The 12,985-nt window shown below is 44.2% G+C and carries 10 protein-coding genes; 6 read left to right on the top strand and 4 right to left on the bottom strand.

Features of this window, described 5'->3' with window-relative positions; all coding sequences use genetic code 11:
• Positions 1–257 precede the first annotated feature (257 nt).
• The gene (rnz, locus tag ACY8DX_RS14720) at positions 258–1,175 is read right to left on the bottom strand and encodes a ribonuclease Z (RefSeq protein WP_462405527.1); all 918 of its coding nucleotides are present in this window, start codon (positions 1,173–1,175) and stop codon (positions 258–260) included.
• Between the two features lie 246 nt (positions 1,176–1,421).
• On the opposite strand from rnz, the gene zwf reads away from it, so the two are divergent.
• Both zwf and ACY8DX_RS14730 read left to right on the top strand, forming a co-directional pair.
• Positions 1,422–2,909 (top strand): glucose-6-phosphate dehydrogenase, encoded by a 1,488-nt coding sequence (zwf, locus tag ACY8DX_RS14725; protein ID WP_049670267.1) that lies wholly within the window; start codon positions 1,422–1,424, stop codon positions 2,907–2,909.
• Positions 2,910–2,931: 22 nt separating this feature from the next.
• On the top strand, positions 2,932–3,549 hold the full coding sequence (locus tag ACY8DX_RS14730) for a cyclase family protein (RefSeq protein ID WP_049672818.1): 618 nt from the start codon (positions 2,932–2,934) through the stop codon (positions 3,547–3,549).
• 1,208 nt (positions 3,550–4,757) lie between these two features.
• Here ACY8DX_RS14730 and ACY8DX_RS14735 read toward each other — a convergent pair.
• The gene (locus ACY8DX_RS14735) at positions 4,758–5,147 is read right to left on the bottom strand and encodes a thiol-disulfide oxidoreductase DCC family protein (RefSeq protein WP_049670266.1); all 390 of its coding nucleotides are present in this window, start codon (positions 5,145–5,147) and stop codon (positions 4,758–4,760) included.
• A 201-nt stretch (positions 5,148–5,348) separates the two neighbouring features.
• On the opposite strand from ACY8DX_RS14735, the gene ACY8DX_RS14740 reads away from it, so the two are divergent.
• From ACY8DX_RS14740 to ACY8DX_RS14755, 4 genes are all read left to right on the top strand, one after another.
• Positions 5,349–6,101: a DeoR/GlpR family DNA-binding transcription regulator gene (locus ACY8DX_RS14740; RefSeq protein ID WP_049670265.1), complete on the top strand. Its 753-nt coding sequence runs from the start codon at positions 5,349–5,351 to the stop codon at positions 6,099–6,101.
• The gene (gene pfkB / locus ACY8DX_RS14745) at positions 6,098–7,009 is read left to right on the top strand and encodes a 1-phosphofructokinase (protein ID WP_462405528.1); all 912 of its coding nucleotides are present in this window, start codon (positions 6,098–6,100) and stop codon (positions 7,007–7,009) included. Before ACY8DX_RS14740 ends, pfkB begins: the two co-directional genes overlap by 4 nt.
• A gap of 12 nt (positions 7,010–7,021) precedes the next feature.
• A complete protein-coding gene (locus tag ACY8DX_RS14750; protein ID WP_049670263.1) occupies positions 7,022–8,938 on the top strand; it encodes a PTS fructose transporter subunit IIABC in 1,917 nt (638 codons plus the stop codon).
• A 163-nt stretch (positions 8,939–9,101) separates the two neighbouring features.
• Positions 9,102–10,349 carry a C40 family peptidase gene (locus ACY8DX_RS14755; protein WP_462405529.1) on the top strand — a complete coding sequence of 416 codons (1,248 nt, stop codon included), beginning with the start codon at positions 9,102–9,104 and terminating at the stop codon, positions 10,347–10,349.
• A 43-nt stretch (positions 10,350–10,392) separates the two neighbouring features.
• On the opposite strand, the gene ACY8DX_RS14760 is transcribed toward ACY8DX_RS14755, so the two are convergent.
• Both ACY8DX_RS14760 and ACY8DX_RS14765 read right to left on the bottom strand, forming a co-directional pair.
• Positions 10,393–10,869: a GNAT family N-acetyltransferase gene (locus ACY8DX_RS14760; RefSeq protein ID WP_049670261.1), complete on the bottom strand. Its 477-nt coding sequence runs from the start codon at positions 10,867–10,869 to the stop codon at positions 10,393–10,395.
• Positions 10,870–10,961: 92 nt separating this feature from the next.
• Positions 10,962–12,755: a M3 family oligoendopeptidase gene (locus ACY8DX_RS14765; protein WP_439802180.1), complete on the bottom strand. Its 1,794-nt coding sequence runs from the start codon at positions 12,753–12,755 to the stop codon at positions 10,962–10,964.
• Between the last annotated feature and the right edge of the window lie 230 nt (positions 12,756–12,985).

A 12,985-nucleotide genomic window follows, 5' to 3' on the forward strand; every position in this document is an offset into this window, starting at 1 on the left:
TGACTCCATGACAAGAACTGTACAACGGATGAGATTAGGAGCCGCTTTATCGATGAGCTAAAGAATACAAGCCTCATATGCAGAGTGACTCCTAATTAGATGAAGAAAGAGGCTGGGACAAAAGGAAACAGCAACTAAAAAAGCCGAACTATTATTAAATGCTATTTAAGCATGAGTAATAATAGTTCAGCTTTTTAAAATTCCATACACCATTCGGCTTTGCACACAGCAAATTTAGGTATGTCCCAGCTCTTTTCTCATATCTTAATGAGAGCAAGATCATGGGCGATTTCCGTCTCCGGAAAAACCGCTCTCGCCTCAGCCTGAAGTTCAACCGCATCATCTTCCGTAAAACGGGAGCTGATATGCGTTAAGATGAGCCTTTTCGCTCCAGCTTCCTTCGCGCATTCCGCTGCCTGGACAGTGGTCGAATGGAAATAATCCCTCGCCATCTCCTCTTGCCCTTTCTTGAAGGTCGCCTCATGTACAAGGCAGTCTGCCCCCTCTGCTAAGCGCAGTGTATTTTCACATGGTCTTGTATCTCCAAGTATCGTAATAATTCGGCCCTCTTTTGGCGGTCCTACATAATCAGCACCATTAATGACTCGTCCGTCAGGTAACTCAACCATTTCTTTCTTTTTAATACGGCTATATAAGGGACCTGGCGGGATATTTTCTTCCATTAACAAAGCAGCATTGAGCTCACCAGGCTTGTCCTTTTCCGTAATCCGGTACCCATAGCTCAGCACCGCATGTTCAAGCGGTAGAGCTTCAACGCGAAAAGCCTCATCCTCAAAAAGGACGGACTCCTCCCCAATCTCTACATAGGAAAGCGAATACTTCAAGTGGGTCTGGCTAAGGCGCAGAGATGTTTCAATATATTCCTTGATACCGGCAGGCCCATACACTGTCAGTGGTTCTGTACCGCCCTGGAATGACCGGCTCCCAAGCAGTCCCGGCAAGCCATATATATGGTCCCCATGCAAATGGGTAATAAAAATCTTCTCTATTTTCCTTGTCTTTACGGATGTCTTCAATATTTGATGCTGGGTCGCTTCCCCGCAATCAAACATCCAGCTAGCGGCTCTCTCTTCATTCATCTGCAAAACGATTGATGAGACATTGCGCTGCTTAGCGGGTATGCCCGCTCCTGTTCCTAGAAATACAAATTCCAAGCTCCCATTCCTCCAACTACATTCAATATACTCATTTTACCGCATTCCGGCTTATTTTTCAGCCATTGCTGAGTCTTCCATAACTTATTTTTCCTGTATAATATAAATAGAAAATATTTTGCATTCACTCACATACGATGTAAACTAAAAAAGAGTATTTACACTAAACCAATTTCATTGCTAATCATTTTAGCAAGATATAAAATAGTATATCGTAAATAAGGAAAACAAAGAGAGGTTCTGAATATGCCCACTATTACTAAACAATCGGGATTGCTTATGATCTTTGGGGCAACTGGTGATTTAGCTCAGCGTAAATTATTCCCATCACTTTATCGCCTCTATACAAAAGGAAGACTCTCAGAGAACTTTGCTTGTATCGGCATCGGAAGACGTGAATGGACAACGGAACGCCTTAAGCAGCACATCTCCGATTCCATCATGAATGAACATGGCCCTGCGGAAGAAAAACAAGAATTTACCAAGCTTTTTTATTACCAATCCCTAGATGTCAGCCAAAAAGATGCATCATTCAATGATTTAAAAAAATTAGCTGACACTCTTGATACTCAATATAACTTAAAAGGAAACCGCCTATTCTACCTGGCCATGGCACCAGAATATTTCGGTTCCATAGCTACCCGCCTGAAAGAGGACGGTCTGACTGAAACATCCGGCTATAAACGCCTAGTCATTGAAAAACCATTCGGACATGATTTTGAATCCGCTAAGGAATTGAATGACCAATTGCGCAAATCCTTTGCAGAAGACGAAATCTACCGGATTGACCATTATCTCGGAAAAGAAATGGTCCAAAACATCGAAGTCATCCGTTTCGCGAATGCCTTCTTTGAACCGCTATGGAATAATCATTACATAGCCAATATCCAAATCACCTCTACGGAAACCCTCGGCGTCGAGGACCGCGGAAGATATTATGAAAACAGCGGCGCTTTGCGCGACATGGTTCAAAACCATATCATGCAAATCGTATCCCTGCTCGCAATGGAACCGCCAATTAAGCTTTCAACTGATGAAATCAGAAGCGAAAAGGTAAAAGTGCTGCGTGCACTCAAACCGATTAAAGATGACGAAGTGGATGATTATTTCGTCCGCGGTCAATATGGAGCAGGCGAAATGGACGGCAAGCTTGTACCAAGCTACAGGGAAGAAAACATGGTTGCAGATAACTCCAACACAGAAACATTTGTTGCCGGAAAACTATTATTTGATAACTTCCGCTGGGCTGGTGTTCCATTCTACATCCGTACAGGAAAACGACTTGGAGAAAAATCCACCCAAATCGTCGTACAATTTAAGGATGTCCCAATGAACCTGTTCTACCGTACCGAAGAGAAATTAAACCCGAACCTGCTCGTCATTAACATCCAGCCGGAAGAAGGCATCACCCTTCATCTGAATGCGAAAAAAGGCGGGAAAACACCTGTTCAATTGAATTTCCTAACTTCCAAGTATGATAGATTCAATACGCCGGAAGCCTATGAGCGCCTGCTCTTTGACGCTATGCGCGGAGACGCAACAAACTTCTCCCATTGGGATGAGGTTGCCCTATCCTGGAAATACACGGACGTCATCTCCCGTTCTTGGGAAAGGGAACCAGCTGCCTGCTTCCCTAACTATCCATCCGGTTCAATGGGTCCACTAAGTGCCGATGAATTGCTCGCAAAAGACGGCTTCCACTGGTGGCCGGTCGTTGAAGAAACAGACAAATAAATTGCATGAAGGAGTTTTGACAATGAAAATTTACGACGTATCTATGCCAATTTACAAAGGAATGCCTGTATATAAAAACATCGAGGACAAACAGCCTTCCTTCAATACAGTCACAAACGGCCATGTAACAGAGTCCCGCATCACACTTGACGCCCATGTCGGCACACATACAGATGCCCCTCTTCACATGATTAATGACGGCGACACAATTGAAACAATCGGTCTCGAAAGATTAGTCAGAAAATGTAAAGTCATTGACCTAACAGAAGTAGAAGGACTAATTGAAAAAGAAGATCTAGAAGGACACGGAATCGAAAAAGACGACTTCCTTCTATTTAAAACCAAAAACTCCTTTGACGAAGAATTCAATTTTGACTTTATCGCCCTTGGCGAAAGCGGAGCAAAATATGTATCCGAAATCGGCATTGAAGGCGTTGGCATCGATGGTCTTGGCGTTGAACGCGCTCAGCCAGGACATCCAACTCACAGAACATTATTTGCCAACGACATTATTGTTATTGAAGGCCTTCGCCTAAAAGATGTACCAGCAGGCGAATACTTCATGGTAGCCGCACCTTTGAAATTAGTCGGCATTGATGCAGCGCCATCCCGCGTCATTTTGCTGGAAGGTATTCTCTAATCCAGCAATCTGACGGGATCACCGTCTCGGTTGAAACGGTCTAAGTCCACTTAATTGGTGAGCTTGGACCGTTTTTTTGTTTGGCGGGTTGTTGGGGGCAGGATGGGCTGGCTCTGTCGATGCCCACCCTACCTACATGAAGCATGGGATAAGCATGGGCATTGCCTGGCTTCTCCCACCTTTCGCCCACCCTTTGCCCACTCTACCTACATGAAGCATGGGACTAGCATGGGTATTGCCTAGCTTCTCCCACCTTTCGTCCACCCTTTGCCCACTCTACCTACATGAAACATGGGACTAGCATGGGCATTGCCTGGCTTCTCCCACCTTTCGTCCATCCTTTTCCCACTCTACCTACATGAAGCATGGGACTAGCATGGGCATTGCCTGGCTTCTCCCACCTTTCGTCCACCCTTTGCCCACTCTACCTACATAAAGCATGGGACTAGCATGGGCATTGCCTGGCTTCTCCCACCTTTCGCCCATCCTTTTCCCACCTTACCTACATGAAGCATGGGATAAGCATGGGCATTGCCTGGCTTCTCCCACCTTTCGTCCATCCTTTTCCCACTCTACCTACATGAAGCATGGGACTAGCATGGGCATTGCCTGGCTTCTCCCACCTTTCGTCCATCCTTTTCCCACTCTACCTACATGAAGCATGGGACTAGCATGGGCATTGCCTGGCTTCTCCCACCTTTCGTCCACCCTTTTCCCACTCTACCTACATGAAGCATGGGACTAGCATGGGTATTGCCTAGCTTCTCCCACCTTTCGTCCACCCTTTCCCCACTCTTCCTACATGAAGCATGGGACTAGCATGGGCATTGCCTGGCTTCTCCCACCTTTCGCCCACCCTTTTCCCACCTTACCTACATGAAGCATGGGATAAGCATGGGCATTGCCTGGCTTCTCCCACCTTTCGTCCATCCTTTTCCCACTCTTCCTACATGAAGCATGGGACTAACATGGGCATTGCCTGGCTTCTCCCACCTTTCGCCCACCCTTTTCCCACTCTACCTACATGAAACATGGGACTAGCATGGGCATTGCCTGGCTTTTCCAACCTTTCGCCCACCCTTTTCCCACTCTACCTACATGAAGCATGGGACTAGCATGGGCATCGCCTGGCTTCTCCCACCTTTCGCCCATCCCTTTCCTTCTTTATCTAAAACAAATAAGCTTCCACTCATCAAAGGAAGCTTTCATCATAAGAAACGTTTTCGTACATCTGGCGGTGGCAGCTCGCAGTCTGCTTTTTCGCCAAACCATTTTATTCGGTTGCGGGCAATGAGGTCATAAACAGTATCTCTTATGGGGCGAGGTATGAAAATGAAGGCATAAAGCAGCTTCCATCCGCCTTTTAATTCTCTGGCGATCTTTAAGGCTGCGGCAGATTTTGAATGATATCGATTGCCTTCAATGAGAATGATGCTATCCAGTTCCTCTGGTATGTGATAATCCTTTTTTAATTGGATTCCTTTTTCGCTTTGCAGGGAGGCAAATGAAAAGTTGCCTGCTGGATCATGTTTTATGATAAATTGGACGCTTTTGTCGCAAAAATGGCAGACTCCGTCGAATAGGATAATCTTTTTCAAATAATCACCCCTTTTTGTTTCTCCTTCATTTATCATAGCATAATTTTCCATTTTATACGTTTGCATATTCACTGCTGGTTGGTGGGAGAATTTACCTAAGGTTGATACGGTGATAGTTTTTGATAACTTTTGACTGTTTTAGGAAGAAAATGATTGATTTTTGAAAGCGATATCCTTATAGTAACACTAGGAGGTGGTTACTTGCTGACACCTGAAAGGCAACAATACATTATCGAAAAGATTAAGCAAGATGGATTTGTGAAGATACAGGAGCTTGTCAAGGACTTGAATACATCAGAATCAACCATTCGCCGTGATTTAAGCCAGCTTGAGGACATGCATTTACTTAAGCGGGTTCACGGAGGCGCTGAGGTAGTGAGAAAGCGCGGGAGAGAGCTGACGATTTCAGAGAAGTCGACAAGCCATCAACTTGAAAAGAAAGCCATCGCAAAGTTTGCGGCAAGCTTGATTGAAGATGGAGACTGCATTTATCTCGATGCAGGTACAACAACGCTCGAAATGATTTCTTATATTAAAGAAAAAGCCATTACGGTTGTTACAAATGGAATACAGCAAGCTGAAGCTCTCAAGGACAGTGATATTATCACTTACTTAATTGGCGGCCGGATAAAAAAATCCACCAATGCCTTAATAGGCAGCCAAGCCATCCAAAACTTAGCTAATTATCGTTTCGACAAATGCTTTCTCGGCATGAATGGCATCCATCCGGAATGGGGCTATAGCACGCCGGACCCTGAGGAGGCGATCTTGAAAAGATCGGCCATTGATTTGGGGAAGGAAAGCTATGTTCTGGCAGATATCAGCAAATTCGGAGAGACATCATTTTCAAAAGTGGCAGAACTTTATCAGGCAACAATTATTACTGCTGGGATAGATTCTGACAAAGAAGCAAAATATAAAATGAAAACGACTATAAAGGTAGTGAAACCATGATCTATACCGTAACACTAAATCCGTCCGTTGATTTCATCGTAGAGGTGGAAAACTTTCAACTTGATGGGTTAAACAGAATGAGCAAGGAAGCGAAATATCCAGGCGGAAAGGGCATTAACGTTTCTCGTATCCTAAAGCGTATTGGAGTAGATAATACAGCACTTGGGTTTAGCGGCGGTTTCCCTGGCGGATTCATTCTTGATGCTTTGAAGAAAGAAGACATCAAGGAGAACTTCATCCAAGTAGAGGAAGACTCCCGCATCAATATAAAATTGAAGACTGGTGATGAAACAGAAATCAACGGTCTTGGACCAGCCATCAGCGCAGACAAAATGGATGAACTGCTTAAACAGCTTGAAGGGATGAAAGAAGGCGATATTCTTGTTCTTTCAGGCAGCATCCCTCCTTCCCTCTCGAAGGATTTATACCGGGATTTGACGAAGGAATTCGCTGCTCGAGGCATTCAAGTTGTTGTTGATGCAAGTGGAAAGGCACTTCTCGATGTAGTTAAAGAGAACCCATTCCTTGTGAAGCCGAATCACCATGAGCTTGGCGAACTGTTTGACACGAAAACAGAAACAGTGGAAGATGCGATTCATTACGGCAAAATCCTTGTTGAACAAGGTGCACAGAATGTGATTGTTTCCATGGCTGGTGAGGGCGCTCTTCTTATTAATAAAGAAGGCGTATACACAGCAACGATACCAAAGGGTACTGTGAAGAACTCAACAGGTGCTGGTGATTCCCTTGTTGCCGGATTTATCGGGAAATGGGACCAAACACACGATTTGCTGCAAGCATTTCAATACGGCGTGGCATCTGGCAGTGCAACTGCCTTCAACTATGACCTTGCTGAAAAGCAGGACATCGACACCTTGCTGCCGCAAGTACAAATTACAAAATTATAAGGAAGTGACAACATGAAAATTACAGATTTGTTAAAGAAAGATACGATGATTCTCAATCTTTCTTCATCTAATAAACAAGAAGTAATTGAAGAGCTTGTAAACAAGCTTGACGAGGCTGGCAGATTATCTGACCGCGAAGGATATAAGCAAGCCATCATTAAACGTGAAGAACAAAGCACAACCGGTATCGGTGAAGGAATTGCCATTCCTCATGCGAAATCTGAGGCAGTTAAAAATGCAGCACTTTGCTTTGGACGTGCTAAAGACGGTATCGATTATGAATCTTTAGACGGTCAGCCGGCTAAATTATTCTTCATGATTGCTGCTCCTGCTGGCGCTAACAATACACACTTAGATACCTTATCCAAGCTGTCATCCATGTTGATGTATGATGATTTCCGCCAAGCAATCTTAAATGCCGGCACTGAAGAGGAAGTCCTCTCTATCATTGACAAAAAACAAGCAGAGCTCGAAGGAGAAGAATCTGCAGATCAACCGGCTCCAGATGCTGCTGAAGCGGAGGCTGAAGGCTATGTACTTGCCGTTACAGCTTGTCCGACAGGGATTGCTCACACATACATGGCTGCAGACGCTCTTAAAGCGAAAGCAAAAGAAATGGGCGTAAACATTAAAGTAGAGACAAACGGATCTACTGGTATCAAAAATCCATTAACAGATGAAGACATTCAAAAAGCGAGCGGCATTATCGTTGCAGCTGACAAACAAGTTGAAATGAACCGCTTTGACGGCAAGCATGTCATCCAAGTTCCGGTTGCCCAAGGTATCCGCAAGCCGGAAGAATTAATCAACCGTGCGCTGAACCAAGACGCACCTGTTTATAAAGCACAGGGCGGCGCTGCACAAGATACAAGCAACAATGAAGAGAAAACAAGCATCGGCTCACAAATCTACAAGCACTTAATGAGCGGTGTCAGCAACATGCTTCCATTCGTTGTCGGCGGCGGTCTCTTAATTGCCATCTCATTCCTATTCGGTATTAACTCAGCCGACCCAACTTCTGCTGATTATAATGCTTTCGCAGCTGCCTTAAATTCTATTGGCGGCGGTACAAACGGTGCATTCTTCCTATTGGTGCCCGTGCTTGCTGGTTTCATCGCGAGCTCCATTGCAGACCGTCCTGGTTTCATGCCTGGTATGGTCGGCGGTTTATTGGCTGCAACAGCCGGCGCTGGTTTCCTTGGCGGTTTGATTGCCGGTTTCCTTGCTGGTTATGTAACTCTCGGTGTTAAGAAAAGTCTTAACTGGCTCCCTGCTTCACTAGAAGGACTTAAACCTGTCTTGCTTTACCCATTATTCAGCCTCTTAATTACAGGCTTGATTATGGTATTCGTTATTAATGAACCTGTTGTATTCTTAAACAATGCTTTAACCAATTGGCTTGAAACATTAAGCGGTGCAAATGCCATTGTCCTAGGCTTAATTGTCGGCGGTATGATGGCAGTCGATATGGGAGGTCCAATCAACAAAGCGGCCTTCACATTCGGTATCGCAGCAATTGCAGCTGGAAATGGTGTACCTCACGCAGCAATCATGGCTGGCGGTATGGTTCCACCACTTGGCATTGCCTTGTCTACAACCTTCTTCAAACATAAATATTCAAAACAAGAACGTGATTCTGGTCTTACGAACTATGTTATGGGTGCTTCATTCATTACAGAAGGCGCTATTCCATTCGCAGCAGCTGACCCAATTCGTGTCATCGTCAGCTCTGTAGTCGGTGCAGCAACGGCTGGTGCCCTATCTGCAGCATTCGGATGCTCAACACCTGCTCCGCATGGCGGATTATTCGTTATCGCGTTAATCGACCGTCCATTCATGTATTTACTTGCCATCCTAATCGGTTCTGCGATTACGGCAATCATGCTTGGATTCTGGAAGAAGAACGCAGAAATCAAAGATGTAGCATAATGTCTTGCCTGAACGATTCCTTATTGATAAGGAATCGTTCTTTTTGTTATGTAAAGATAATTTTAATCACCACTTTAATTAGCCAACACTTGATTATTATTTCTTTAATCAGATTTTTTGATATGTTAGTATAATTATATGGAATCAGAAAGGAGTGGATAACATGAGGTATATGAAAGCTGTAACCTTTGCTGCCGCAGCATTGATGACGACAGCCTTTGCAGATGAAGCACAGGCTTCGACATCATACACGGTCAAAAAAGGGGATACACTTTCAGCGATTGCCGGCAAATACAATACAACTGTGTCAAAAATCATGCAGTGGAATAATCTCAAATCAACGGTAATCTATCCGAACCAAAAACTAACGATCGGCACAAGCTCTGCAACTAGCTCTTCCACATCGAGCAGTTCGAGCAGTTCCAGCAACACAACGTACACGGTAAAAGCCGGGGACACCCTATACGAGATTGCCAAGAAACATTCAACAACTGTCAGCAATCTAAAAAGCTGGAATGATATTTCTGGCTCTATTATTTATCCAAAGCAAGTATTAATCGTATCGAAGAGCGCTTCGTCAGCACCCAATACAAACAGCTCTTCTGGTACAAGCAGCACATCATCTTCCGGCACCTATACGGTTAAATCAGGTGATACTCTATCCGCAATTGCCAAGACGTATAACGTATCTGTATCGCAATTGATGTCATGGAACAACAAGACCAAAACGCTGATTTATCCTAATGAGGTGCTAAAGGTAAAAAAGAGCGCTTCAACGACCACTTCAGGCAGCTCATCGAGCACTTCTTCGAGTTCAGCTGCGACACCGGCTACTTATACAGTCAAGAGCGGTGACACATTGTCTGCCATCGCCAAAAAGTACAAATTGACTGTTTCACAAATCAAGTCACAAAATGGTCTTAGCTCTGATATCATCTATATAGGCCAGAAATTAAAGCTTTCAACATCAACCGATTCCATGTCATCCGTTTCAAAGCCTTCAAGCGGCTCAACAACGGCTCAGCAAACGATTGGCAATTCAGCATTTACGTCATCACTAATCTCGATTGCCAAAAGCATGATTGGTACGAAATATGTGTGGGGCGGATCCTCCGCATCCGGTGTAGACTGCAGCGGGTTCATATATTATGTGTTGAATAAGGCTGGCTACAGCATAAGCCGCTATTCAGCACAAGGGTATTATGACCGCTCATATTACGTTAATACACCGAAACCTGGGGATATCATTTTCTTCTCCGGCACCTATAAGCCTGGCATTTCCCATTTAGGAATCTATCTTGGCAATAACGAGTTCATCCACGCCGATAATCAAGGCGTTCGCATTACCAGCACATCAAACAGTTATTATAAGAAATATTTCGATTGCTACAAACGACTCTATGATAAATAAGAGAATGCGACAAAAAGGACTCCCTTGAACGGGAGCCTTTTTTCTAGCCTAATAGCTTATACATTAAACAATCATCCACATATTTCCCGCCAATGAAAAACTCATTCACCAGCCTGCCTTGATGCAGGTACCCATTTTTCTCATAAAAGGCGATGGCCCGCTTATTCGTAGAAAGCACACGGAGACATATTTTATGAATATCCATTAGCAGTGCCCTTTCCTCTACATAAGCCAGGAGCTTGCTGCCAGTGCCAGAGCGCCAGAAATCCGGATGAACCCCAATGGCGAGCTCCCACACATGCTGATTTGCCTCAAGCATTGTTGGGTTCTTCAAGGAAATATAGCCCGCCACCCTCCCCTTTTCGATAGCGACAAATAGACTTCCGGGTGGAGCCTGCTCCGCATATTCATCCGGTGATTCCCATTCAATGACCATTGGCGTATTCTCATCATTCCAGATGCTATTCTCTAGTTCGACTAACTGTTCATAATCCTCATACCGTGATGGCCTTATTTCCATCTATCTTCCCTCTTTTCTGTCTCACTTCTTTATAGTATGAGAAAGAGGCATCACTGCCCTCAACAGCCATGCCTCTTCCATGTTTATATATATTATTTCGTTAAATCAAGGAATTCTTGAACATCGGCAATAGCGAGGTCAACACCTGCCTGCCAGAAATCAGGCTTAGTCAAGTCTACACCAAGATGTTTCATCGCCAATTCCTCTGTGGTCATTGCCGCTGTATCCTGAAGGAGGGCAATGTATTTCTCCTCAAAGGCTTTCCCTTCCTTCAAGGATAGATGGTAGATGCCCAGGCTGAATAAATAGCCGAAGGTATACGGGAAATTATAGAACGGCACTTCTGCGATATAGAAATGCAATTTACTTGCCCAGAAGCTTGGGTGATATTCACTCAAGGCATCCTTGTAGGATTCCTTCTGTGCTGCCTCCATCAGTTCATCCAGGCGTTCAGCTGAGACGAGGCCCTTTTGACGTTCTTTATAGAAGTTCGTTTCAAAAATATAGCGGGCATGAATATTCATGAACATCGCAATGGCATTTTGAATCTTCGTATCAAGCAACGTGATTTTCTCGGCATCTGATTCTGCTGCTCGTACGCTTGCATCAGAGCAGATTTGCTCAGCAAAGGTAGAGGCTGTCTCAGCAACATTCATCGCATATTCGGTATTAAAGAATGGCTTCTCATTAAGTACATGGCTATGGAAAGCATGGCCAAGCTCATGCGCAAGTGTTGCGACACCACTCGGAGAACCAGCATAGGTCATGAATATACGGGATTCATTCGTTTCTGGGAAGCTTGTACAAAAGCCTCCTGGACGTTTTCCTGGGCGGTCCTCTGCTTCAATCCAAGCGTTCTCAAATGCCTGCTCCGCAAATTTTGGAAGCTCAACACCAAACTTGGAGAAATTGTCGATGATAAATTTAGCCCCTTCATCGTAGGAATAATGCTTTGGCTCAGTCGTTACAATCGGTGCATCGACATCAACCCAACTAAGCTTCTCTTTACCGAAGATTTGGGCCTTTCGGTTGAGGAAATCAACAAATGGCTGTTTATTCTTAGCTATGACATCCCACATCACATCAAGCGTTTCTTTTTTCATACGGTTATACTGGAGCGGCTCCTTCATGAAATCGGTAACGCCATGGGCTTTATAATCCGCCAGGCGGAAGCCGCCCAAATGGTTCAATGTATCTGCGAATAAAGGAGCTTTCTCATGCCACGCCTTTTCCCATTTCACAAACAGTTCTTTGCGGACCTCAGGATCTGGGTCATCCATCATCTTATTGAATGCCTGACCAGCAGATAGAAGGACCTCTCTCCCATCCTTATCTGTGTAAGGTATCTCGATTGTTTTAACGAGTGAGTCATAATGCGTACTCCATCCTATGTAACCATCCACTTTCAATGAATTAATCAGCGCTTCTTCTGCTTCGGATAAACGTTCCTTCCCTTGCTCACGCTTTTCATTCAAGTAAAAGGCAATCTCTGAAAGGGACGGGTCTTTCAAAAGCTCTCCCCATAAAGCGTCATCAATATCGACTAATTTAATGGTAAAACCAGTAAAAGCCGTTTGGAACTCACTAATCAAGGAATAGGCTTCCCCGTTCAATTGGTCGGCTTTCGTATCATGAACATCCTGTGCGGTAAGACATTCCAAGAAAGCAACCACTTGAGAAACAGCCTTCTCAATCTCCTCTGTCTGCTCAAGTATACGGACTAGCTGACCCATCTCCTGCATTTCCTTTATCGGACTGAAATTCTTCACCTCGTCCTTATATACCGCTATTGATTCATGCATTCTCTCTAATTTTGCTGCAAGCTCAGCTGATTGGGAACCTCCTGGGAAAATCCCTTCAAGATCCCATTTTAATGAATAGCTCATGCCATGTCCTCCTAATCTTTTCATAATTTTCAGTATACAACTTTTCTACTGAGTTGAGTATCATTTTAATTATGGCAATGGACCTTCTTCTGAAATAGATTATCGTCCGTCATTCCTATTATTTCTCTCTTTCATCCCATTTACCTTCTTTCCTAATAAAGAATGCGTGTTAGTTCCTATAAATTACGAACCATTTAGCATCTTTAATTTGAAATTTTTGACAAATCTTT

It is taken from the genome of Gracilibacillus sp. Marseille-QA3620, assembly GCF_054950035.1.